The organism is Mycobacterium sp. Root265 (assembly GCF_001428895.1).
Lineage (GTDB): Bacteria > Actinomycetota > Actinomycetes > Mycobacteriales > Mycobacteriaceae > Mycobacterium.
The window spans coordinates 149,686-173,378 of the sequence record NZ_LMJA01000028.1 but is presented as its reverse complement, the minus strand read 5'-3'; the positions used below and the strand labels follow the sequence as shown (position 1 = coordinate 173,378).

Here is a 23,693-nt window from a genome sequence, read left to right as displayed (position 1 = left end):
ACCTGCGCCGAAACGTGTCGGGACACTCAGACCCCGAGGCCGCGACCGATGATCTCCTTCATGATCTCCGTCGTACCGCCGTAGATCGTCTGGATCCGTGAGTCCAGGAACGCCCGCGCGATCGGGTATTCCCGCATGTAACCGTAGCCGCCGTGCAGTTGCAGGCAGCGATCCACCAACCGAACCTGCGCCTCGGTGCTGTACCACTTCGCCATCGCCGCCTGCTCGACAGTGAGCTTGCGGTCCAGGTGCAGCCGGATGAACTCGTCGACCATGATCCGGATCGCGGTGGCCTCGGTCGCCAGTTCGGCGAGCACGAACCGGCTGTTCTGGAAGCTGCCGATGGGCTTGCCGAAGGCCTTGCGTTCCTTGGTGTACTGCAGGGTCTGCTCGAGTGCGGACTCCATGGCCGCGGCGGCCATGACGGCGATGCTGATGCGCTCCTGGGGCAGGTTCTGCATCAGGTACAGGAAGCCCATGCCCTCCTGGCCGAGCAGGTTCTCGACCGGAACCTTGACGTCGGTGAAGGACAGTTCAGCGGTGTCCTGCGCATCGAGGCCGATCTTGTCGAGGTGGCGCCCGCGCTCGAAGCCCTCCATGCCACGCTCGACGACCAGCAATGAGAAGCCCTGGGCGCCCTTCTCGGGGTCGGTGCAGGCGACGACGATCACCAGGTCGGCGTGAATGCCGTTGGTGATGAAGGTCTTCGACCCGTTGAGGATGTAGTGGTCACCGTCGCGGACCGCGCGGGCCTTGATGCCCTGCAGGTCGCTGCCGGTGCCGGGCTCGGTCATTGCGATCGCCGTGATCAATTCGCCGCTGCAGAATCCGGGCAGCCAGCGCTGCTTCTGCTCCTCGGTGCCCAGTTCGATCAGGTACGGCGCGATGACATCGTTCTGCAGCGTGAAGCCCAGTCCGCTGTGACGGCCGGCACTGGTCTCCTCGGTGATGACGACGTTGTAGCGGAAGTCCGGGTTGCCGCCGCCGCCGTACTCCTCGGGCACGGCCATGCCCAGAAATCCCTGCTTGCCCGCCTCGCGCCAGACCTGGCGGTCGACGATCTTGGCCTTCTCCCACTCTTCCTGGAACGGCGCGGCGTGGCGTTCCAGGAAGGCGCGGTAGGACTCGCGGAACAGATCGTGCTCCGGCTCGAACAGCGTGCGGTCGAATTTGACGGCGCCCATGCGTGACCTCCGGTACTGGTATCAGGGTGTGTGGCGCCCAACATATACCAACCGGATGGTTGGTCGAGCGGTGAGTCCAGCGCCCTAGGATTGGTGCGTGTCACGAGCCAGCCTCGCCCACTGGGGTGCCTTCACCGCCGAGGTCAGCGACGGCGATATCGCGGCGGTGACACCGCGCACCGGTGACGCCGATCCCTCTCCCCTGCTGCACAACCTGCCCGGGTCGATCCGGCACCGCTCGCGGGTCACCGGCCCCGCGGTACGCCGCGGATGGTTGCGCGACGGCCCCGGACCCAGCGAGCGCCGCGGCGACGACGAGTTCGTGGCGGTGTCCTGGGACGAGCTGACCGACCTGCTGGCCGGCGAACTGCGCAGGGTGATCGACACGCACGGCAATGAGGCCATCTACGGCGGCTCCTACGGCTGGGCCAGCGCCGGCCGGTTCCACCATGCGCAGAGCCAGGTGCACCGGTTCCTGAAACTCATCGGCGGATACACCTCGTCGCGGCACTCCTACAGCCTCGGGGCGACCGGGGCGATCATGCCCCGGGTGGTCGGCACGCACGACGACCTGTTCAAGCGTTCCACCCAGTGGGAGGTGATCGTCGAGCACACCGACCTGCTGGTGGCGTTCGGCGGTATCGCGCTGAAGAACACCGGCATCAATCACGGCGGCACCACCGCACACCCGGCGCGCGCGGCGCTGCAGCAGTTCCGCGAGCGGGGCGGTCGCATCGTGTCGTTCTCGCCGCTGCGCGACGATGTCGACGGCGATCACGAGTGGCACGCACCGGTGCCCGGCACCGATGTGGCCGTCATGCTGGCGCTGGCCCACGTGCTGGCCACCGAGGGCCTCGTCGACCGCGAGTTCCTGGACACCTACTGCATCGGGTACGAGCGGTTCGAGCGGTACCTGCTGGGCACCGACGACGGAGTGCCGAAATCCCCCGCGTGGGCGTCGGCCATCAGCGGGCTGGCGGCCGAGGATCTCACCGCACTGGCCCGTCGGATGGCCGCGGGCCGCACCCTGGTCACCGTCAGCTGGTCGCTGCAACGGATCCGCCACGGCGAGCAGGCCCCGTGGATGGGCCTGACACTGGCCGCGATGCTCGGCCAGATCGGCCTGCCGGGAGGAGGTTTCGGGCACGGCTACGGGTCGATGAACGAGCCGGGCCTGGCGCCGCTGCGCTTCCGGCTGCCGGTGCTGCCACAGGGCCACAACCCGGTGTCCACCTTCATCCCGGTGGCCGCCGTCAGCGATATGCTGCTGCACCCCGGCCGTGAGTACGACTACAACGGCCTGCGCCTGACGTTTCCCGATATCCGGCTGGTCTACTGGGCCGGCGGGAATCCGTTCCACCACCACCAGAACATCCCGCGGCTGCGCCGCGCACTGGCCCGTCCGGACACCATCGTCGTGCACGATCCGTACTGGACGGCGATGGCCAAGCACGCCGACATCGTGGTGCCATCGACCACCGCCTATGAACGCGAGGACTATTCGGGCTCGCGCAACGACCCGATGCTGACCGCGATGCCCGCGCTGACCGAGCCCTACGCCCAGTCGCGGGACGACTACACGACCTTCGCCGAACTCGCGCAGCGCTTCGGGGTGGCCGAAGCGTTCACCGAGGGCCGCACGGCCCGGGAGTGGCTGGTGCACATGTATGACACGTGGTCGGCCGGTGTGGATTTCGCCGCGCCGTCCTTCGATCAGTTCTGGGCCGACGGGCAGTTGCGGTTGCCCACCGAACCCGGGCTGACCCTGCTGGCCGACTTCCGCGCCGACCCGTACACGAACCGGTTGAACACCCCGAGCGGGCGGATCGAGATCTTCTCCGCCGATATCGACGGCTTCGGTTACGACGATTGTGCGGGACACCCCGCCTGGTTCGAACCCACCGAATGGCTGGGCGGTGAGCGCGCGCAGACCTACCCGCTGCACCTCATCGCCAACCAGCCGGCCAGCCGGCTGCACAGCCAGCTCGACGGCGGTGCCACCAGTCAGAAGTCCAAAGTTCACGGGCGCGAGCCGATCCGGATCCATCCCGCCGATGCCGCGGACCGCGGCCTGGCCGACGGCGACGTGGTGCGGGTGTTCAACGACCGCGGCGCCTGCCTGGCCGGCGTGGTGATCGATGACCGGCTGCGACCCCAGGTGGTCCAGCTGTCCACAGGCGCCTGGTTCGACCCGCTCGATCCCGCCGACCCGGACTCACTGTGTGTGCACGGCAATCCGAATGTGCTGACCGACGATGTCGGCACCTCGGCACTGGCCCGCGGATGCACCGGCGCCCATGTGCTGGTGCAGCTGGAGAAGTTCGTCTGGGGCGAGCGCAGCGACGGGGAGGGTCCGGCCGAGCTGCCGCCGGTGCGAGCCCACGAGCCGCCGGTGATCCGCTAGGCGCGCTGGTCGGCGGGCAGCCGGGGCGCCACCAGGTCGACGAAGGCATCGACCACCCGGTAGGCGTCGGCGATCGGATGGCCGTGCAGCAGCGCACCGGACAGCATCGTGTTGATGATGCCCCACACCATGATTGCGGTGTCGGCCGATTCCTGGGCCCCCAGTGAGGCGAAATCCTCGGACAGCGTCTGCTGGGCGACGGCGCCGAACTCTTCCATCAGGGCCGCCGCGTTGGCGTCGGCGGTGTTCTGCAACAGCATGCAGACCTTGAAGAAGGCAGGACGACGCTCGAAGGTGGCGATGATGCCGCGCACCTTCTCCCGCACCCGGCGCTCCGCCGGTCGGGTGTCCGGGGCGGCGGGCGCGAAAACCGGCTGCGCCCAATCCATCAGCACCGCGGCGTACACATGCTCCTTGGAGCTGAAGTAGCGGTACAGCGTGCCCAGCGCCACATCCGCGGCGTCGGCGACATCACGCATCTGGATCTGGTCGTACTCCTGCGCCTTGAGCAGTGCCTGCGCGGCCGCCACGATCTGCGACCGGCGGGCCTGCTTGTAGCCCGGCATGTCGGTCATGGCGGCCTCAATTCCTCGGCAGCCCGAGGATCATCGTGGCGATGATGTTCAGCTGGATCTCGATGGTGCCGCCGCCGATGACCTCGGCGGGCATCATCAGGCTCTGCCCCACCGCAGGCTGTTCGCCACCGCCGACCATGGCCGCGCGGCCGCTGAAGGCCAGTGCGTCCGCGGTCACCCGGCGCACCAGCAGTGCGGTGCCGACCTTGCCGACGCTGCTCGCCGGGCCCGGACCGTGCCCGGCGAGCCTGCCCAGGGTGTCCCGCACCGCGAGTGCGCCGATCGCGTTGGTGGCCGCCCGAACCTCACCGAGCGCCCCGCGCACCGCCCCATCCTGCGGGCCGGCCCGGCGGGCCAGGGTGCGCAGCTCACTTTCCTTGTCCAGCTTCACATAGGCGCCGATGGCCACCCGCTCATTGGCCATGGTGGCCAGCGCATGGGACCAGCCGGCGGTGGGCTCACCCACCAGCATCTCGTCGGGCACGAACACATCGTCGAAGAACACCTCGTTGAAATGCTCGTCGCCGCTGGCCGTGCGCAGCGGCCGGACCCGGATGCCCGGGGACGTCATATCGACCAGGAAGTACCCGATACCCTTGTGCTTCTTGACATCCGGATCGGTGCGGGCCAGCAGCGCGCCCCAGTCGGCACGTTGCGCCGAGGAGGTCCAGACCTTCTGTCCGTTGATCCGCCAGCCACCGTCCACCTTGGTCGCCCTGGTCGACAGCGCGGCCAGGTCCGATCCGGCACCGGGTTCGGAAAAGAGCTGGCACCAGCCGATCTGACCACGCATGGTGGGCACCGCGAAGCGGTCACGCTGCGCATCGGAGCCGGCGGTGAGCACCGTCGGCAGGATCCACTGCGCGATCCCCAGCGACGGCCGGGTCAGATAGGGCCGCTTGTCGTACTCCTCGTCGATGATGAGCTGCTGCGCCGGTGAGGCATCGAGCCCCCAGGGCGCGGGCAGGTACGGCGCAACCAGACCGGCATCGGCGAGCGCGGCGCGCTGCGGGCCGGTCCAGTACTCCGCATATTCGGGGTTCTGCCTGCCCGGCTTCTCGTTGCGCAACGCTGCCGCAGCGTCGAGGGCGGCGGCCACACCGGCGCGGAAGTCCGGCTCGACCTCGGTGAGCTCGATGGCGAAGTCACGTCCGGGCAGGTCCGGATCACCAAGGGCGCGTGCCCAATCCGTCACCGGACCGACGGCGGCGGCCAGGCTGATGGCACGCTTCCAGTACAGGTGCAGGTCGTGTTCCCAGGTGTAGCCGATCGCGCCGAACATGGTCAGCGCGTCGACCACGAGTTCCGGAAGCCGGCCGATGACGCAGACCGCGGCACCGGCGGCGGCGATGCGATGCTGCACCGCGGACTGATCCGCGCCGCGAATCGCATCCCAGGCCGAGGCCGCGGCGAGTTCGCTGTTGATGAACAGCGTCGCCGCCTTGTGCTGCAGGGCCTGGAAGGTGCCGATCGGGCGGCCGAACTGCTCGCGCACCTTCAGGTAGGCGACCACATTGTCCACACACCAGCGCGCGATGCCCGCGGCTTCGGCGGCGATGAGGCCCACGGCGATACCCTGCGCGGTCTGCTCGTCCATCCCGGTGAGGGCGTCACCGCCGCGCACACCATGGCAGTGCAGGGTGCCGACATCGCGGGTCAGGTCGGTCGGCGGGTGCGCCTGCACCGTGACGCCCGGCGCACCGGCGTCCACGACGAACCAGAGTGTCTCGCCCGCTTCGGTTCTGGCGCCGACCACGAGGTGCTCGGCGGAACTCGACCCGAGTTGCGGCCCGGCCGAGCCATCCAGCTGCCATCCCCCGTCCCCGGCGGTGGCCCGGATCTCGCCGTCGCCGGGCAGCAGCAGCGCCGCCGTGGCGCCGGCCGCGATGGCCTGCAGCAGCGCACGGGCGGCGGGCCCGTCGGTATCGGCGGCGGCCACCGCGGCACCGGCGATGACGGTGGGCAACAGCGGTCCCGGCAGCAGTCCGTAACCGGCGGCGTCGATGACACACGCGGCCTCGGCCAGTGTGCCGCCCTGTCCGCCGAACTCCTCGGGCAGGTGCACGGCGTGCAGACCCTGGGCGACCAGGGTCGCCCAGAAGTCGGGCCGGGTTCCCGCCGCGATCGCGTCGAACTGCGATCTGGTGAGTTCCCGTCCGCCGTGGCGCTGCGCGAAGCCGGCCATCGAGTCGGTGAGCTGGATCTGTTCATCGGTCAGGGCGACAACCACGCCAGTCTCCTATCGCGCCGCGGTGTAATGCAGCAGGGTGATGTCGGCCTCGGGGCGATCGGCGAACACCGGGGACACTGCCATGCCGACCCGTAGCTGTGCCGCCTCGACGTCGACGAGTTCGGTGGCCAGCCGCGGGCCTTCGTCCCACTGCACCACGCCGAGCAGATGCGGCACCGCGTCGGCGAACTGCGGTGCGACCGGCCGCTGCGCGACGGCGAAGCTGACGAGTGTTCCCGCGCCCGAGATCTGGCGCCACTGCAGGTCGTCGGCGAGCGTGCCGGGGGCGAGCACGCGGGGGTAGAAGACGTAGGCGTCCAGCGACGGCGAGAACTGGACCCATATCTCGTGGCGGCGCAGGCCATCCCAGAACGGGGCCGACGTCGGGGTGGGCAGCGGCATCGGGCGCGCCAGTGCGTCGTTCACGGCTAGTCCCCCTCCAGCACGAGTGCTTCTTGTTCACTGAGCACGCCGCCGTTGCCGGACACGAAAGCGCGGTCACAGTCGGCGATCTGGGTCGCCTCGGCGCGGCCCATCAGCTGCCGGGTGGCATCGCAGACGTGATGCATGCCCCCGGCGTTGCCGGGCTGCCCGTAGCCGAGTTGTCCGCCCGCGGTGTTCATCGGGAAGTCGCCGCGGAAGGTGAGGTCATGGTCGGTGACGAACTGCATGCCCTTGCCCTTCTCGCAGAACCCGGCATCTTCCAGGGTGAGCAGCGCGGTGATGGTGTAGCAGTCATAGATCGACACCATGTCCATGTCGGCCGGCGTCGCGCCGGCCATGCCGAACGCGGACTCGGCGACCTTGACCATCGGCGTCTGCAGCGGATCGGCGGCGTACACCGGCGACTTGTAGGGCACGCGTTCGCCGAAACCCTTGATCCACACCGGCCGGTTGCGGCTCCTACGCGCCAGATCGGCGTTCGTCACCAGCACCGCCGAACCACCCATACAGGGCATCACGATCTCCAGCATGTGCAGCGGCGAGGCGATGATGGGGCTGTCCAGCACGTCGGCGATGCTCAGCGGTTTGTCCTTGAACACCGCGCCCGGGGTGTGGTTGGCGTTGACCCGTTGGTCGACGACGATCTTGGCCATCGCGGCCTCGTCGTAACCGTATGCGGCGGCGTACATCTGGGCGACCTGGGCGTAGGGCCCGTTCTGGCCGAGGTAGCCGTAGGGGATCTCGAACTCGGCCTGCGGCGAGCCGTAACGGTAGCTGGAGGCGCCGTAGTACAGCGCATCGCCGGGGTCATACGGGCGCTGTGGCGACATCGGGGTGAGGTAGTTGGCCGGGATGGCGCACAGCACCGCCTGGCAGATCCCCAGTTCGATGGCCGCCGCGGCCCGCCACACCATGGCCGCGCCCGACGCGCCGCCGAGGTCGACCAGCTCGGCGTAGTTGACCGCCAGCCCCAGGTATTCCGCGACGGTGGACGGGACGAACAGTTGGGATTCCATCACCCCGCAGGTCACCAGCCCGTCGACCTGGTCCACCGTCAGCCCGGCGTCGGCGACCGCGGCGGCGGCCAGCCGTGCCCACTGCTCCAGGATGAACTCCGGCGCGCCGGTCGGCTTGCGCGTCGCGGGCAGCTCGTGGAACCCGACGATCGCGGCGTCGCCCCGCAAACCCATGTGATCTCCCTTCGATCATTCAGAAACGACGATATTAGAATGAGATTCTACTTTCAATTCGGGGGCTGTTTTCGGTAACGACAACGTCACGGCGCCCGGGGTGCGACGATCCGAAGAGCGCATACCCGGGGGTGCCACATGCCTACTGCACGACGCGTGCTCACAACCCTGCTGACGTTGCTGACTGCGGTTCTCATCACCGTCGCCTCGACCCTGACGATGGCCGTGGCACTGGCTGCGACGGCGCTCATCGTGCCGGGCACCGGGACACCGAACGCCAACATCGTCGGCGACTACCTGGAGAACGCCCGCGATTACTACATCTCACCGTTCAACCCGGCATGCACCGCGGACGACGACTGCGCGCTGCAGGGCATCGACTATCCCGCGCAGTTCTGGCCGATCCCGCTACCGGGCTGGGGCGGGCTGCAGGGTGCCAAGTGGGATGTGTCCACCGGCGAGGGACTGTCCAAGCTGAACTCCACGCTGGTGGACACCCTGGCCCAGGATCCGCCGAACACACCTGTCGTCATCTTCGGTTACTCGCAGGGCGGCAACATCGTCAGCCGGGAGAAGCGCAACCTGGCCGGGCTGCCCAAGGATCAGACCTACCTGTCCTTCGTGATGATCGGAAACACCAACCGGCCCAACGGCGGACTGTTCGAGCGGCTGGCCTTCCTGGGACATGTGCCCATCCTGGACGCGACGTTCGGCCTGCCCGCGCCGACCGACACCTGCGATCACATCTGCGCCACCGATATCGCGTTCCGCTACGACGGTGTCGCCGACTTCCCGCTCTACCCGCTCAACGCACTGGCCGTGTTCAACGCGATCGCCGGGTTCTGGTACATCCACGGCACCTACCTGTCCCCCAATGCGGACAGTGATGTCGGCGAACTCCCCGACGGGTACACGCCGGAAGAACTGGCCGAGCAACTCGCCAACGAGGACAACTGGGACGAACACGGCGACACCCGCTACATCACCATCCCGACCAAGACCCTGCCGATCGTGCGGCCGTTCCTGGACTTCGCCGGATTCACCGGGACCGGGTTCATCATCAAGCCACTCGTCACGCTGTTCACCCCCGTGCTGGAGGTGCTGATCGAGGCCGGCTACGACCGCTCGCTGAGCTACGGCGCGCCCGCGCCCTTCCGGCTCATCCCGCGGATCAACCCGTTCGTGCTGGCCCGCGATGTCGTCGACGCGCTCGGCGAGGGCATCCACGATGTGTTCGGCGGCGGCACCACGACCAAGCCCGCGGTGCAGAAGCCGGCGCCGGCGAGCACGGCCGCGGCCGCTGCGCCCGAGTCCGTGCCGGCCGCTGTCACCGAAGCGCCCACGGACACGGTGGAGGCCGACGCAGGAGACGAGAAGGTCGAGCGTGCCCGGCTCACCGACGCCAGGACCACACCGCGCGCCGCGCGGCGAGCCCTGTCCGGCGTGCGATCCGCCGACGCACCGTTGACCTCGGCACACGACGCCGATGAGCAGGACATCGAGGACGTCCCGCAGGACAAGCCAGACAACGACATCGACGCCCACAGCGACGACGTAGACAACGACAAAGACACCGACGCGGCAGCTGAGGACAACGACGCCTCGAGCGATCAGAGCGAACCTGCCGACACCGCCGACAAGGCGGCCTGAGCGGCGCGGGCAGGCGCACCGGCCCCTGGAATCCGGGGGATCCCTCAGGACGGTGTGCCTGCCCGTGCGACTACCAGTTGCTGAACTCGCGCAGGCTGGCCGCGAGCGGAACCGGGACGCGCGCAGTGATTTTCGTGCCCGATTCGGTGTGTTCGGTGGTATCGATCCGGCCCTCGGTGTGTACCCGGGCCACCAGGTCGCCGCGGTCATAGGGCACCGTCACGTCGACGAAGGCGTCGGTCGGTTCCACCAGCTCCACCAGCCGGGCACGCAGCTGATCGAGCCCCTCGCCGGTGTGCGCGGACACGAACACCGCGTCCGGTAGGGCGCGGCGCAGCTGGGCCAGCGCGAGATCGTCGGCCGCGTCGATCTTGTTGACCACCAACAGTTCCGGGGCCGGCGAGCCGTCGTGGTCGGAGTAGACGTCGCGCACCACCTGGCGGACCGCGTTGATCTGCGCCAGCGGGGTGGCATCGGAGCCGTCGACCACATGCACCAGCAGATCGGCGTCGACAACCTCCTCCAGGGTGGAGCGGAACGCCTCCACCAACTGGGTGGGCAGGTGCCGGACGAAGCCGACGGTGTCGGTCAGCACGAAGGGCCGGCCGTCGTCGAGTTCGCCGCGGCGGGTGGTCGGCTCCAGCGTGGCGAACAGCGCGTTCTCGACCAGCACCCCGGCGCCGGTCAACGCGTTGAGCAGACTGGACTTTCCGGCGTTGGTGTAGCCGACGATCGCGACGGCGGGCAGATCGGCGGCCCGGCGCTTACCACGCTGGGTGTCGCGGATCTTCTTCATGTCCTTGATCTCGCGGCGCAACTTCGACATCCGCTCGCGGATACGGCGGCGGTCGGTCTCGATCTTGGTCTCACCGGGGCCGCGGGTGCCCACGCCGCCACCGCTGCCGCCGGCGCCGCCGCCCTGCCGGGACATCGACTCACCCCAGCCGCGCAGCCGGGGCAGCATGTACTCCATCTGCGCGAACGCCACCTGCGCCTTGCCCTCGGCGGACGTGGCGTGCTGGGCGAAGATGTCCAGGATCAGCGCGGTCCGGTCGATGACCTTGACCTTGACCACCTTCTCCAGCGAGTTCAGCTGGGCGGGACTGAGCTCACCGTCGCAGATGACGGTGTCCGCGCCGGTGGCGGTGACGATATCGCGCAGTTCGATGGCCTTGCCGGAGCCGATATAGGTCGACGCATCGGGTTTGTCGCGGCGCTGCACGAGAGCCTCGAGGACCTCCGAGCCCGCCGTCTCGGCCAGCGCGGCGAGTTCGGCCATGCTGGCGTCCACGTCGGCTGCGGTGCCTTCGGTCCACACCCCGACGAGCACCACCCGCTCCAGGCGCAGCTGACGGTATTCGACCTCGGAGATGTCGGTGAGTTCGGTCGACAGCCCGGCCACGCGGCGCAGTGCCGCGCGGTCCTCGAGGGCCAGTTCGCCGGTGCTCGGAACGGGATTGCGCGTGAAGTCAGATTCAGTCATATGTTCTTTCGATGGTGGCACGGTGGCCGGGGTTCACGCACCTGAATATTCGCCGTGCGCAACGAGCACCGACGGGCCACGCAGGTAGCTGGTCGCCTCGGTGATGGTGACGCTCACCTCACCGCCGGGGACGCGGACCACCAGGGTGCCGGTCTCCTCCCCCAGGTGGTTCAGCGCCGCCAGCGCCGCGGCCACGGTTCCTGTTCCGCAGGAACGGGTTTCGCCCACTCCGCGCTCGTGGACCCGCATGTTCACCGAGCCGTCGGTCGGGCTCGTCAGGATCTCCACGTTCACCCCGTCGGGGAATTGCGCGGTGTCGAAGGACACGGGTGCACCGACGTCGAGGGCGGCCAGCGCGGCCGCGCTCAGGTCCGTCACGCAGGCCAGGTGCGGGTTGCCGACATCGACGCCCAGCCCGGTGAAGCGCTGCCCGCCGACCACGGCCGACCCGGCGCCCAGCCGGTTGACCTTGCCCATGTCGACGGTGACCTCGGCGTGCGTGGGGCTGAACTGCTCGATCACCACCGGTCGCGCCCCGGCCAGCGAACCGACCACGAATTCGTCACGGGTCTCCAGTCCGGAGGCCCGCAGGTAGTGCGCGAAGACCCGCACCCCGTTCCCGCACATCTGCGCGATGGAACCGTCGGCGTTGCGGTAGTCCATGTACCAGTCCTGGGCCGACACCCCCTCGGGCAACGTCGCGAAGACCCCGGCGGCAGCCGCGGCGCCGGCCGTGGTCACCCGCAGCACGCCGTCGGCGCCCAGTCCGCGGCGCCGGTCGCACAGCGCAGCCACCGCGTCGGGCGTCAGCGCCAGCGCGGCGTCGAGGTCGGGCAGCACGACGAAGTCGTTCTGTGTGCCGTGACCTTTGGCGAACCTCATTTGTCCAGGATACGCAGCGCCGCGTCCATCAGGTCCGGCGCCGAACCGTCGAGCCAGTTCACCCGGTGATCGCGGCGGAACCAGGAGCGCTGCCTGCGCACATAGCGACGGGTGCCCACGAAGGTGGGCTCGGCCGCGGCGGAGCCGTCGCCCAGGGCGTCCAGGTCGGCGAGCACCTGCGCGTAACCGAGGGCCCGCGATGCCGTCACCCCGTCGCGCAGGCCACGCTCGATCAGGCCGGACACCTCGGCGACCAGACCTTCGGCGAACATCGTGTCGGTGCGCTGCTGCAGCCGTTCATCCAGAATGCTTGTGTCCCAATCCAGCCCGATGATCGCCGTACCCCAGCGCGGGGTGCCGATGCGCGGCGCCGACGCCGCGAAGGGTTTGCCGGTCAGTTCGACCACCTCGAGTGCGCGCACGATGCGGCGGCCGTCGGTGTCCAGGATGGCGGCACCGGCCGCCGGGTCGACCCGGGTCAGTTCGGCGTGCAGCGCGCCCACCCCGACCTCGGCGAGGCGGGCCTCCCAGCGGGCCCGCACCGCCGGATCGGTCGCCGGGAACGACCACTGGTCCAGCAGCGACTGGATGTAGAGCATGGATCCGCCGACGATCACCGGCACCGCGCCGCGGGCCATGATCGCCTCGATATCGGCCGCCGCGTTCTCCTGGTACCGCGCGACCGAGGCGTTCTCGGTGACGTCGAGGACGTCGAGTTGGTGATGCACGATGCCGCGACGCTGCGCCACGGGCAGTTTGGCGGTGCCGATGTCCATGCCGCGGTAGAACTGCATGGCATCGGCGTTCACGATCTCGCCGCCGAGCCGCTCCGCCAGGGCCAGCCCGAGCGCGGACTTTCCGGTCCCGGTCGGCCCGATGACCGCGACGGGACGGATCTCGCTACTCATGGGAGCCAGGTGCCCGCGAAGTAGCCGACGCCGAATGGTGCCCCGCGGTAGAGCTCACGGGCCTGCACCGGCCGCGCGCCGACCAGGCCGGCCAGCACCTGATAGGCGCCCTGCCCGACCGCGCCGCCGGCACACCTGATCACGGCGTCGACATCGCCGGCGGCCAGCGCGTCATCCAGCGCGGCCTGGGCGGCCACCGAATCCGGGTCGAACCCCCCGGGCGCGGACTGGGTCAGCGTGTTCGCGCCGTCGGCGACCACCAGCACGCCGACGGGTTCCGGGAGTTCCTCGAGCTCGGTCCGCAGCGTCCTACCGCGGTACACGGCCGCCTCGCCGGCGTCGGCGTAGACCCGCACCTCGGCGGTGCGGCCGGCGTTCACCTGCCCGCGCACCCAGCCGGCGATCAGCGCGGCCAGCGGCAGCTCGGTCACCGGGTCGTCGGCATCCGGCGACAATGCGACCCGGATGTCGGCGCCGTACCCGGCGAAGGTGCCCACCGCGGACGCCGCGATCAGCTGATCGTCGCCACCCGCGCCGATGGCGATCCAGCGCGGCGGCAGTTCGGCGGCCGCCGTCAGCACCGCGGTACGCAGATCTGCCACTTCGGCCGCCGCGGCACCGGCGAGTTCGGGCACCAGGACCGGCGCCGAGGGGATCAGAGCAATGGCCGCCAACACGCCATCACGTTATCGCCTTGGCGGTGTCGGACTGATCGGCCCAGCCGGCCTCCCCGCGGGCCAGGGCGGCGGTGGCGACCATCATCACCGCCACCGCGGCGATCAGGGTGATCCAGCCGGCCTCTCCGGGGCGCAGGGTCTCCCCGAGCACCACCACACCCAGCACCGAGGCGACGATCGGCTCGGTCACCGTCATCGTCGGCAGCGACGCCGTGATCGACCCGGCCCGGAACGCGGCCTGCTGGTAGGCGGTGCCCGCCACCGCCACCAGCACCCAGGCATAGAGCTCCGGGGTGCGCAGCAGCTCCCACACCCCGTCGCCGATGCGGTCGACCACGCCCTTGGTGAGGATCGCGAAAAGTCCCCACAGCGCGCCGGAGACGCACGCCAGCAGGATCGCGCTGATCGTGCGGCCGGACCAGACCCGCGCGCCCAGCACACACAGCACGATCGCCGGTGCCAGCACCGCACCGACGGCCAGCCAGGTGTCCGCGCCGGCCCGCTCATGGCCGGCCGTCGGGTTGCCGACCGTGACGATCACCACCACCGACACCGCCAGCAGCACCGCCCAGGTCCACTCGAACCGACTCACCCGGTGCTGGTTCGCGCGGGCGTTCAGCGGTAGCGCGAACAGCAGCGAGGTGACCAGCAGGGCCTGCACCAGCAGCACCGAACCCAGCCCCAGCGCCGCCGCCTGCAGTCCGAACCCGACCGCCGAGACGAGACTGCCGATCCACCAGGCGCGGTCCTTGAGCAGTCGCAGGAACAGTTGCAGATGACTGACCTGCTCATCGGTCACCTCGTGCGCGGAACGCTGGTGGATGACATCGCCGATGGCGATGAACAGCGCAGCGCCGAGTGCCAGCAGTGCGGCGATATCCGCCTTGTCCAACGGAGGCCTCCCAACAGGTCAGGGCACTGAGGGTGCCGGTAAACACATGCCGATCGCAACCGCGGCTCGACCCGACCTGCTTGAATAGCGACGGAAGCTATCGGGCGCCGCGTCGCGCGGCAGGTGCGTGGGTCAGACCACGCGGAGTGCGAGGAATGGATATGACAACCAACGACTCAGGTTCCGGCGAGACCACCGGGGAATCGGCAGCTGCGGCCCCCAAGCCCACTCCCAAACCCACGCCCAGGCCGGGACCGCGTCCGACACCGCACCCCCGCCCGGCCGCGGCCGTGGCAGCCGCGCCCGTCGTCTCGGCACCGGCATCGGTGGATCCCCACCGATTCGGTCGCGTCGAGGACGACGGCACCGTCGTCCTGATCACCGCCGCGGGAGAACGCGTCATCGGCTCCTGGCAGGCCGGTGAGACCGAGGCCGCGTTCGCACATTTCGGCCGCCGCTACGACGATCTGCACACCGAGGTCGTCCTCCTGGAGGCCCGGCTGGCCTCCGGCAGCGGAGATGCCCGCAAGATCAAGTCCGCGGCCTCCGCACTGCTGGAAACCCTGTCGACCGCCGCGGTCCTCGGCGATGTCGACGCCGTCGAGCAGCGGCTCAAGTCCATCCTCGAACACGCCGACGGGGCCGCCGCCGAGGAACGCGCCCGGCGCGATGAGCACCGCGCCGCCCAGACCGCCCGCAAGGAGGCGCTGGCCGCCGAGGCCGAGGAGATCGCCAACGCCACCGGCCAGTGGAAGTCCGCCGGCGACCGGCTGCGCGCGATCCTCGACGAGTGGCGCACCATCACCGGCCTGGACCGCAAGACCGACGACGCGCTGTGGAAGCGGTACTCGGCGGCCCGGGAGACCTTCAACCGGCGCCGGGGTTCGCACTTCGCCGAGCTGGACCGCGAGCGTGTCGGGGCCCGGCAGGCCAAGGAAGCCCTCTGCGAGAAGGCGGAGAAGCTCAGCGATTCCACCGACTGGGCAGGCACCGCGGCGACCTTCCGGGATCTGCTCGCGCAGTGGAAGGCCGCCGGTCGCGCCGCCAAGGATGTCGACGACGCGCTGTGGGCGCGGTTCAAGGCCGCCCAGGACACCTTCTTCGAGGCCCGCAACGCCATCAACGCCGAGCGAGATGCCGAGTTCGGCGCGAACGCGGTCGCCAAGGAGAAGCTGCTGGCCGAGGCCGAACGCATCGACATCTCCGACGCCAAGGCCGCCCAGGCCGCGCTGCGTGCGATCGGCGACAAGTGGGACGCCATCGGCAAGGTGCCGCGGGAGAAGTCGGCGGATCTGGAGCGCCGACTGCGCGCGGTGGAGAAGAAGGTCCGCGACGCGACCACCGCGAGCCAACCCGATGCCGAGGCCCAGGCGCGGGCCGATCAGTTCCGCGAGCGCGCCGAGCAGTTCGAGCGCCAGGCGGAGAAGGCCGAGGCGGCAGGCAAGACCAAGGATGCCGAGGCGGCCCGGGCCAGCGCCGCGCAGTGGCGGGAGTGGGCGGGGACCGCTGCGGAAGCGGTCACCAAGAAGCGTTAGGGCTTGTCGGGATCGTCACCGAGATCGTCGAGCAGCGTCTTGTGCTGACGCTCGGCGACGGCCTGACGGCGCTCCGCCTCGGCGGCCAGCTGCACCGCAGTGCGTGACCACACCACCCGCGCCCAGTGGAAGGCCAGCAGCAGCACGGCCAGCCAACCGATGATGAGCCCGAATCCGGGGCCGGGCAGCCCCGCACCGGCGGTCTGGCGGGACCACACCGCGAGCATGCCCGCCGGGCAGGCCACGGTGGTGCCGGCCAGCGCGATCCAGGCCAGCGTCCAGCGCCGGGTCAGCAGCGCCAGGACGGAGAACCCGATGCTGAAGACCAGCGCCAGCCAGACGAACACCCGCGACGGCAGCGAGAGGCCGTCTGCGATCGCGGTGTCGCTGGCGATCAGCACGTCGATGCCGCGGGAGGATCCGGTGTGCGGGAGCAGCAACGACACCAGCACGACGAACACCAGGATCGCCACCACCAGGGCGCGGGCACCGGGGTCGATCTCGGAGGCCACCCGGCGTTCGGCGGCTTCGATATCGCCCTTGAACGCGTCGAAGTCCTTGGGGTCCTGGCCGCTCACAGCGCGCATCCTCCGGTGACGGGGACGGCGGGCGGAACGCCGATACCCGGCATACCGAGGCCCACCCCGGTGACCGGACGAAGCCCCGCCGCGTGCGCGTCCCCGGCGCGGGTGCGGCGGTGCGTGGACACGACTCCGTCGGCGACCAGGAAGTGCGGGGCGGCGCGCGTCACGGTCGTGGTGACGATGTCGCCGGGGCGGATGTCGGCGCCGCCGGAGGCGAAGTGCACCAGCCGGCCGTCGCGGGCGCGCCCGGACATCCGCGCGGTGGCGGCGTCCTTGCGTCCCTCCCCCGCGGCCACCAGCAGTTCGACGTGCGCGCCGACCTGAGCCTGGTTCTCCTGCAAAGAAATCTGCTCCTGTAGCTCGATGAGTCGCTGATAGCGTTCGCTGACAACCTCTTTGGGCAGTTGGTCGGCGAGCGTGGCGGCTGGGGTGCCGGGGCGCTTCGAGTACTGGAACGTGTACGCGTTCGCAAAGCGGGACTGCGCCACCACATCCAGGGTGGCCTGGAAATCCTGCTCGGTCTCGCCCGGGAAGCCGACGATGATGTCGGTGGTGATGGCGGCGTGCGGTATCGCGGTGCGCACCCGGTCGATGATGCCCAGGTATCGCTCGGCGCGGTAGGACCGCCGCATCGCCTTGAGCACGCGATCCGAGCCCGACTGCAGCGGCATGTGCAGCGTCGGGCACACATTTGGCGTGGCTGCCATGGCCTCGATGACGTCGTCGGTGAACTCGGCGGGGTGCGGGGAGGTGAACCGGACGCGCTCCAGCCCGTCGATGGTCCCGCAGGCCCTCAGCAGGTCGGCGAAGGCGCCGCGGTTGCGCGGGGTGTCGGAGTCGGCGAAGGACACCCCGTAGGCGTTCACGTTCTGCCCCAGCAGGGTGACCTCGAGCACACCCTGGTCCACCAGGGTCTGCACCTCGGCCAGCACGTCACCGGGGCGACGGTCCACCTCTTTGCCGCGCAGCGCGGGAACGATGCAGAACGTGCAGGTGTTGTTACATCCCACGGAGATGGAAACCCAAGCGGCGTAGGCGGATTCACGGGCAGCGGGCAGCGCCGACGGGAACTCCTGCAGCGACTCGGCGATCTCGACCTGGGCGACCCGCTGGTGACGTGCCCGCTCCAGCAGCACCGGCAGCGAGCCGATGTTGTGGGTGCCGAACACCACGTCGACCCAGGGCGCCTTCTTCAGGACGGCGTCGCGGTCCTTCTGGGCCAGGCAGCCCCCGACGGCGATCTGCATGTCGGGTTCGGCGTTCTTGCGCGGGGCCAGATGGCTGAGATTGCCGTACAGCTTGTTGTCCGCGTTCTCGCGCACGGCGCAGGTGTTGAACACCACGATATCGGCGTCGGTGCCCTCGGCGGCCCGCTCGTAGCCGGCGGCCTCCAGCAGCCCGGACAACCGCTCGGAGTCGTGCACGTTCATCTGGCAGCCGTAGGTACGCACCTGATAGGTGCGCACGGGGGCCGGGCGGCCAGCACCCGCCCCCACAGTCGAGGCCAACACGGAAGTCACGACGTTCATGTTACGGGGGTGTCGATACGCCCCATCCTGAGCATTACCTGGGTAGGGTTCCAGTCCATGACCACCGCGGCTTCGGTCCCGATGATCTCGCTACAGGGTGTGAACAAGCACTTCGGCGATCTGCACGTGCTCCGGGACATCGATCTCGATGTTCCGCGCGGTCAGGTCGTGGTGGTGCTGGGCCCGTCGGGTTCGGGCAAATCAACGTTGTGCCGCACCATCAATCGGCTCGAGCCGATCGATACCGGCACCATCTCCATCGACGGTGCGGTGCTGCCCGAGGAGGGCCGCAAACTCGCCGAGTTGCGCTCAGATGTCGGCATGGTGTTCCAGTCGTTCAACCTGTTCGCGCACAAGACAATTGTCGAGAACGTGATGCTGGCGCCGGTCAAGGTGCGAAAGCTGGCCAAGGACAAGGCCCGTACCGAGGCGATGGCCCTGCTGGACCGGGTCGGCATCTCCAATCAGGCCGACAAGTACCCGGCTCAGCTGTCCGGCGGGCAGCAGCAACGGGTCGCGATCGCCCGGTCACTGGCGATGAGCCCGAAGGTGATGCTGTTCGACGAGCCGACCAGTGCGCTCGATCCGGAGATGATCAACGAGGTGCTGGCGGTGATGACCTCGCTGGCCACCGACGGGATGACCATGCTGGTCGTCACCCACGAGATGGGTTTCGCGCGGCGCGCGTCACATCGGGTGGTGTTCATGTCCGACGGTGCGATCGTCGAGGACGCCGAGCCCGAGGAGTTCTTCAACAACCCCAAGTCCGACCGTGCCAAGGATTTCCTCGGCAAAATTCTCAACCACTGATCGTCCACCTCCGAAAGGACCATGACATGCCGTCTCTGCGTTTCCGGGTGGCTGCCGCCGCCGTTCTGGCCGCAGCGCTGCCGTTGACCCTCGCCGCGTGCGGCGGCGGTGAGGGCGACAGCAACAAGGTGACCATCGGCACCAAGATCGATCAGCCCGGTCTGGGTCTGAAGAACCCCGACGGCACCATGAGCGGGTTCGACGTCGACGTGGCGACCTATGTCGCCGAGCAGCTGGGCTACAAGCCCGAGGACATCGAGTGGAAGGAATCCCCGTCGGGGCAGCGCGAGACGCTGATCCAGAACGGGCAGGTGGACTTCATCGCCGCGACGTACTCGATCACCGACGCCCGCAAGGAGAAGGTGAGCTTCGCCGGGCCGTACCTGATCACCGGGCAGAGCCTGCTGGTGCGCGCCGACAACAGCGACATCACCGGTGCGGAGTCGCTGGAGAACAACAAGAAGCTGTGCTCGGTGACCGGTTCCACGCCGGCCCAGCGCATCAAGGACAAGTACCCGGGCGTGCAGTTGCAGCAGTACGACACCTACTCGGCCTGCGTGGAGGCGCTCAAGACCGGCGCGATCGACGCGGTGACCACCGATGAGGTCATCCTGGCCGGCTACGCCGCCCAGTCCCCCGGAACGTTCAAGATCGTCGGCGAACCGTTCTCCGAGGAGCGTTACGGCATCGGCCTGAAGAAGGACGACACCGAACTCCGTACCAAGATCAACGATGCCATCACCAAGATGATCGCCGACGGCGCGTGGAAAGAGGCCTTCGACAAGAACCTCGGCCCCGCAGGCATCACCGCGCCCGCACCGCCGACCGTCGACAAGTAAACCGCGCGCGGTCACGTGGAGATCTTCACCGAGTACCAGGACCGGATCTACGCGGCGTTCTGGGTCACCATTCAGCTCACGGTGTACGCCGCCATCGGCGCGCTGGTGCTGGGCACCATCCTGGCCGGGATGCGACTGTCCCCGGTTCCGGTGATGCGTGGGCTGGGCACCAGCTACGTCAACGTGGTGCGCAACACGCCGTTGACCCTGATCCTGGTGTTCTGCTCGCTGGGTCTCGGTAACACGCTGCACATCACGCTGACCGACCCCAACTCACCGACCTCGATCGTGGACAGCGGTTTCCGGCTCTCGGTGTTCGGATTGACCGTCTACACAGCGGCTTTCGTCTGTGAGGCGATCCGGTCCGGCGTCAACACGGTGCCGGTGGGTCAGGCCGAGGCGGCACGTTCGCTCGGCCTGACCTTCGCCCAGAACCTGCGGATCATCATGTTGCCGCAGGCGTTTCGGGCGGTGATCATTCCGCTCGGTTCGGTGCTGATCGCGTTGACCAAGAACACCACCATCGCCTCGGCGATCGGGGTGGCCGAGGCGGCGTTGTTGATGAAGGAGATGGTGGAGAACACCTCGGCGCTGCTGGTGGTCGGTGGCATCTTCGCCATCGGGTTCGTCATCCTGACGCTGCCGATGGGGCTGCTGTTCGGCTGGCTGGGCAAGCGGCTGGCGGTGCTGAGGTGAAAGCTGCTGCCTCCGTCCTCTACGACGTACCCGGTCCCCGCGCCCGGGCCCGCAACCGGATCTTCACCGTGCTGACGGTGGTGCTCTTCGCCGCGGCGTTCGGTTGGGTGATCTGGAAGTTCGCCGCCGCGGATCAGTTCACCGCGGCCAAATGGGAGCCCTTCCTCACCGGGGATCTGTGGATCACCTACGTGCTGCCCGGCATCAAGGGCACGCTGACCGCGGCGGCGGCGTCCATCGTGCTGGCGCTGGTGCTCGGCTGCCTGCTCGGTGTCGGCCGGCTGTCCCCGATATCGGCGGTGAGTTGGGCGTGTGCGACCTTCGTGGAGTTCTTCCGTGCGGTCCCGGTGCTCATCATGATGCTGTTCTCGTATGCACTGTTCGCGTTCTACGACATGTTCCCGTCGGAATACCTGGCGCTGGCCGGTGTCATCACCGGTCTGACCCTGTACAACTCGGCGGTGATCGCCGAGATCGTGCGCACCGGCGTGCACGCCCTACCGCGCGGACAGGCCGAGGCGGCCTCGGCGCTGGGCATGACCTGGCGCCAGACGATGGGTTCCATCCAGCTGCCGCAGGCCATCACCTCGATGCTTCCGGTACTGGTGTCCCAGATGGTGGTGGTGCTCAAGGACACCGCGATCGGGTACCAGATCACGTTCCTGGAGATGGTCCGGCAGGGCCAGAGCATCGGATCGGCCTACGGCAACTACATTCCCGCGCTCATCGTCATCGCGGCGCTGATGATCGCGCTGAATTTCGCGCTGTCATCGGCGGCCAACCGACTCGAGGCCCGGCTGCGCCGGTCCAAGAAGGGGCCGGAACCGTTGGCGGCCAGGCCGGTTGTTCAGGACGGTCCGGCGGTCTGATTCCGGGCCAGCACCAGACCCGCACAGGCGATCGCCGACGCGCAGACCATCACGATGCCCAGCGGGCCCGCGGTGCGCTCGCCGGCCAGACTCACCAGCGGTGAGACGGCGGCGGCCAGCAGGAACTGGGTGGCGCCCAACGCGGCCGAGGCAGTGCCTGCCGCACCCGGGGCGGCCGACAGCGCCAGGGCGGTCGCGTTGCCGAAGATGAGGCCCATCCCGGCGACGGCGGTGAACAGCGGGAGCGCCAGCCAGCCGGCCGCGGCTCCCGACCAGGACAGCGCCAGCACGGCGATGCTGGACACCGTGATCACCGCCAAGCCGACGGCGGCCAGGACGTGCGGTTCACTGCGCGCGGACAACCGGGCGCTCAGCGCACTCATCAGCAGCAGACCGAACGCATTCACCCCGAACACCGCACCGTACTGGGCCGCGCTCAGCCCCATCATCGTCTGGTAGATGAACGGCGAGGCCGAGATGTAGGCCATCATCACGGCGAACGCGAAGCCGAAGGCGACGACGTTGCCGACGTATCGCCGGCCGAGAAGCTGGCGCAGAGGCGAACCGGTGGTGGCCTTTTCGTCGCGCAACGCGGTGCGCCGCTCCTCGGTATGGGTTTCGCGGATCACCACCAGCGCGGCGATGAGCATCAGCACGACCAGCGCCAGGATGACGGCCAGCGCGCCGCGCCAGCCCAGCGGACCCACCAGGAAACCACCGGCCAGCGGCGCGGCGATCGGGGCCACGCCGCCCACGATCATCATCAGGCTGAACGCCCGGGCGGCGGCGCGACCGGTCGCCAGGTCGGAGATGATCGCGCGGCCGATCACCATGCCTGCCGCACCCGTGAGGCCCTGGGCCAGCCGGGCGCCGATGAGCACCTCGATGGTCGGCGCCAGCACCGCCACCACGCTGGCGGCTACGCAGATGGCGGCGCCGATCAGCAGTGGCCGGACCCGCCCGTAGCGGTCGGACAGCGGGCCGAAGATCAACTGCCCCAGGGCAAGACCGATGAGGAAGGTGGTCAGGGTCAGCTGCACATTCGTGGGCGAGGTGTGCAGGTCGGAGACCATCTCGGGAAAGGCGGGCAGGTACAGGTCGGTGGCGAAGGGAGCCACCGCGGACAGCAGCGCGAGGGTGACCAGCAGGCCGGCGGTGATGCGCGGCGCGCGCTCGGTACGCGCGGGGGTGTCGACGGACGTCGGCATTCAACATCTCCAAGTAGTTATCATTTGATAGTTATATATCTATAACTATCAGGTAGGGTGGCCGCATGCAAGCGCGATCGCGTCACACCGAGCAGCTCGCCGACCTGGCCGACGTCGTCATGGCGGTGTCCCGCGCCATCAAACTGCGTACCGCCGCAGACCCTTCGGTGCTCGACCTCTCGACCACCGAGGTGACGGTGCTGCGCTATATCGACCACCACCCCGGCGTCAGCCCCAGCGCGGTCGCCAGCGGAACCGGCCTGCAGCGCAGCAATCTGAGCCGGGCGTTGCGCGACCTGGAGGCCAAACACCTGGTGCGGCGGGCCGCCGACCCCTCCGACAACCGTCAATCACTGTTGCGGTCCACCGAGCCGGCCGCCGAGAACCTGAGGCACATCAGGGCGATCTGGTCCGGCCTGCTCCGCGATGCGCTCGCGGACACCGGCGATCACGACATCACCGCCGCGCTCGAACTTCTCGGCACGCTGGAGCGCGGCCTGCACTAGTCGGGCCAGGCCCGCAACGACCGGTCGGCGATGGCGTGCAGTTCCTCGCGGGTGGCGCCGCTTCTGGCCTGCACGGCGATGCCCTGACAGGTGGCGGCGATCCAACGGGCCAGCGAAACGGGGTCCTCACCGGCGATCTCGCCCGCCGACTGCGCCGCGGCGAACCGCTCGGCGAGCACCGTTACCCCGGCATCGCGCAGTTCGGCCAGATCGGAACCCCCCTGCACCAGCAGACATCCCGACGGACGGCCCGGCGTCGAGGTTGCGTCGGCCGCCCCGTGCACCATCGCGTGGGCGACCTCGCGGGCCGTCGGTAGGCCGAGCGCGTCGGCGGCATAGCCGCCGTGGCCCGCCACGTAATGCTCGACCGCTCGCTGGAACAGGTCGTCCTTGGAACCGAAGGTGTCGTAGAGGCTGCGCCGGTTGATCCCGGTGGCGTCGGTGAGGTCACTGATGGAGACGCCATCGAAGCCGTGCTCCCAGAACAGCCGGGTGGCGGTGTCGAGCACCTGCTGCGGTTCGAATCCCCTGGGCCGACCGATCGCCATTGACCTCTCCTGTGTGATGCGGGCCACAGTGCGGAATGATCTTCCTGCCG

General features: G+C 69.1%; 22 protein-coding genes. 8 read left to right on the top strand and 14 right to left on the bottom strand.

Annotated elements, in window-relative coordinates; translation table 11 throughout:
• Positions 1 to 26: 26 nt before the first annotated feature.
• Entirely contained in the window at positions 27 to 1,184 is a 1,158-nt protein-coding gene (locus ASE48_RS19440; protein WP_057168787.1) for an acyl-CoA dehydrogenase family protein, read from the bottom strand.
• Positions 1,185 to 1,281: 97 nt separating this feature from the next.
• Here ASE48_RS19440 and ASE48_RS19435 point away from each other — a divergent pair, with 97 nt between their 5' ends.
• A complete protein-coding gene (locus ASE48_RS19435) occupies positions 1,282 to 3,588 on the top strand; it encodes a molybdopterin guanine dinucleotide-containing S/N-oxide reductase (protein WP_057168786.1) in 2,307 nt (768 codons plus the stop codon).
• On the opposite strand, the gene ASE48_RS19430 is transcribed toward ASE48_RS19435, so the two are convergent.
• Genes ASE48_RS19430 through ASE48_RS19415 form a run of 4 tightly spaced genes read right to left on the bottom strand, consistent with a single transcriptional unit; the run spans position 3,585 to position 8,027 of the window.
• A complete protein-coding gene (locus ASE48_RS19430) occupies positions 3,585 to 4,163 on the bottom strand; it encodes a TetR/AcrR family transcriptional regulator (RefSeq protein WP_057168785.1) in 579 nt (192 codons plus the stop codon). The genes ASE48_RS19435 and ASE48_RS19430 overlap by 4 nt on opposite strands.
• 7 nt (positions 4,164 to 4,170) lie before the next feature.
• Positions 4,171 to 6,393: an acyl-CoA dehydrogenase gene (locus ASE48_RS19425; RefSeq protein WP_057168784.1), complete on the bottom strand. Its 2,223-nt coding sequence runs from the start codon at positions 6,391 to 6,393 to the stop codon at positions 4,171 to 4,173.
• A 9-nt stretch (positions 6,394 to 6,402) separates the two neighbouring features.
• On the bottom strand, positions 6,403 to 6,795 hold the full coding sequence (locus ASE48_RS19420) for a Zn-ribbon domain-containing OB-fold protein (protein ID WP_057168998.1): 393 nt from the start codon (positions 6,793 to 6,795) through the stop codon (positions 6,403 to 6,405).
• Between the two features lie 26 nt (positions 6,796 to 6,821).
• Positions 6,822 to 8,027, bottom strand: a complete 1,206-nt coding sequence (locus tag ASE48_RS19415) for a thiolase family protein (RefSeq protein ID WP_057168783.1) — start codon at positions 8,025 to 8,027, stop codon at positions 6,822 to 6,824.
• Between the two features lie 156 nt (positions 8,028 to 8,183).
• Between ASE48_RS19415 and ASE48_RS19410 the strand changes: the two genes are divergently transcribed.
• Entirely contained in the window at positions 8,184 to 9,677 is a 1,494-nt protein-coding gene (locus ASE48_RS19410) for a PE-PPE domain-containing protein (protein ID WP_057168782.1), read from the top strand.
• A gap of 70 nt (positions 9,678 to 9,747) precedes the next feature.
• Here ASE48_RS19410 and hflX read toward each other — a convergent pair whose 3' ends face one another.
• Genes hflX through ASE48_RS19385 form a run of 5 tightly spaced genes read right to left on the bottom strand, consistent with a single transcriptional unit; the run spans position 9,748 to position 14,519 of the window.
• Complete coding sequence (hflX, locus tag ASE48_RS19405) at positions 9,748 to 11,160, bottom strand: GTPase HflX (RefSeq protein WP_057168781.1); 1,413 nt, start codon at positions 11,158 to 11,160, stop codon at positions 9,748 to 9,750.
• 33 nt (positions 11,161 to 11,193) lie between these two features.
• Entirely contained in the window at positions 11,194 to 12,042 is an 849-nt protein-coding gene (gene dapF / locus ASE48_RS19400; protein ID WP_057168780.1) for a diaminopimelate epimerase, read from the bottom strand.
• Complete coding sequence (gene miaA, locus ASE48_RS19395; RefSeq protein WP_162264253.1) at positions 12,039 to 12,938, bottom strand: tRNA (adenosine(37)-N6)-dimethylallyltransferase MiaA; 900 nt, start codon at positions 12,936 to 12,938, stop codon at positions 12,039 to 12,041. Before miaA ends, dapF begins: the two co-directional genes overlap by 4 nt.
• An 8-nt stretch (positions 12,939 to 12,946) precedes the next feature.
• Positions 12,947 to 13,627 carry a hypothetical protein gene (locus tag ASE48_RS19390; protein ID WP_057168778.1) on the bottom strand — a complete coding sequence of 227 codons (681 nt, stop codon included), beginning with the start codon at positions 13,625 to 13,627 and terminating at the stop codon, positions 12,947 to 12,949.
• 4 nt (positions 13,628 to 13,631) lie between these two features.
• Positions 13,632 to 14,519 (bottom strand): DMT family transporter, encoded by an 888-nt coding sequence (locus tag ASE48_RS19385; RefSeq protein ID WP_057168777.1) that lies wholly within the window; start codon positions 14,517 to 14,519, stop codon positions 13,632 to 13,634.
• Between the two features lie 161 nt (positions 14,520 to 14,680).
• Here ASE48_RS19385 and ASE48_RS19380 point away from each other — a divergent pair, with 161 nt between their 5' ends.
• On the top strand, positions 14,681 to 16,054 hold the full coding sequence (locus ASE48_RS19380; protein WP_082614293.1) for a DUF349 domain-containing protein: 1,374 nt from the start codon (positions 14,681 to 14,683) through the stop codon (positions 16,052 to 16,054).
• Here the strand turns inward: ASE48_RS19380 and ASE48_RS19375 are convergent.
• Complete coding sequence (locus ASE48_RS19375) at positions 16,051 to 16,641, bottom strand: Rv2732c family membrane protein (RefSeq protein ID WP_057168775.1); 591 nt, start codon at positions 16,639 to 16,641, stop codon at positions 16,051 to 16,053. The two genes, ASE48_RS19380 and ASE48_RS19375, sit on opposite strands and share 4 nt — an antisense overlap.
• Positions 16,629 to 18,167 (bottom strand): tRNA (N6-isopentenyl adenosine(37)-C2)-methylthiotransferase MiaB, encoded by a 1,539-nt coding sequence (miaB, locus tag ASE48_RS19370; RefSeq protein WP_082614292.1) that lies wholly within the window; start codon positions 18,165 to 18,167, stop codon positions 16,629 to 16,631. The genes ASE48_RS19375 and miaB overlap by 13 nt, the downstream gene beginning before the upstream one ends.
• A gap of 81 nt (positions 18,168 to 18,248) precedes the next feature.
• On the opposite strand from miaB, the gene ASE48_RS19365 reads away from it, so the two are divergent.
• From ASE48_RS19365 to ASE48_RS19350, 4 genes are read left to right on the top strand one after another with little or no spacing between them, the layout of a single operon-like run.
• Positions 18,249 to 18,977 (top strand): amino acid ABC transporter ATP-binding protein, encoded by a 729-nt coding sequence (locus ASE48_RS19365; protein ID WP_057168996.1) that lies wholly within the window; start codon positions 18,249 to 18,251, stop codon positions 18,975 to 18,977.
• 26 nt (positions 18,978 to 19,003) lie between these two features.
• Positions 19,004 to 19,816 carry a glutamate ABC transporter substrate-binding protein gene (locus ASE48_RS19360; RefSeq protein WP_057168774.1) on the top strand — a complete coding sequence of 271 codons (813 nt, stop codon included), beginning with the start codon at positions 19,004 to 19,006 and terminating at the stop codon, positions 19,814 to 19,816.
• A gap of 15 nt (positions 19,817 to 19,831) precedes the next feature.
• Positions 19,832 to 20,512 carry an amino acid ABC transporter permease gene (locus ASE48_RS19355; RefSeq protein WP_057168773.1) on the top strand — a complete coding sequence of 227 codons (681 nt, stop codon included), beginning with the start codon at positions 19,832 to 19,834 and terminating at the stop codon, positions 20,510 to 20,512.
• Entirely contained in the window at positions 20,509 to 21,381 is an 873-nt protein-coding gene (locus tag ASE48_RS19350; RefSeq protein WP_057168772.1) for an amino acid ABC transporter permease, read from the top strand. Before ASE48_RS19355 ends, ASE48_RS19350 begins: the two co-directional genes overlap by 4 nt.
• Here ASE48_RS19350 and ASE48_RS19345 read toward each other — a convergent pair.
• A complete protein-coding gene (locus ASE48_RS19345) occupies positions 21,360 to 22,589 on the bottom strand; it encodes a multidrug effflux MFS transporter (RefSeq protein WP_057168771.1) in 1,230 nt (409 codons plus the stop codon). The genes ASE48_RS19350 and ASE48_RS19345 overlap by 22 nt on opposite strands.
• A gap of 65 nt (positions 22,590 to 22,654) precedes the next feature.
• Here ASE48_RS19345 and ASE48_RS19340 point away from each other — a divergent pair, with 65 nt between their 5' ends.
• Positions 22,655 to 23,095, top strand: coding sequence for a MarR family winged helix-turn-helix transcriptional regulator (locus tag ASE48_RS19340; RefSeq protein ID WP_057168770.1), 441 nt, complete (start codon positions 22,655 to 22,657; stop codon positions 23,093 to 23,095).
• Here the strand turns inward: ASE48_RS19340 and ASE48_RS19335 are convergent.
• Positions 23,092 to 23,643 carry a TetR/AcrR family transcriptional regulator gene (locus tag ASE48_RS19335; protein WP_057168769.1) on the bottom strand — a complete coding sequence of 184 codons (552 nt, stop codon included), beginning with the start codon at positions 23,641 to 23,643 and terminating at the stop codon, positions 23,092 to 23,094. The genes ASE48_RS19340 and ASE48_RS19335 overlap by 4 nt on opposite strands.
• Between the last annotated feature and the right edge of the window lie 50 nt (positions 23,644 to 23,693).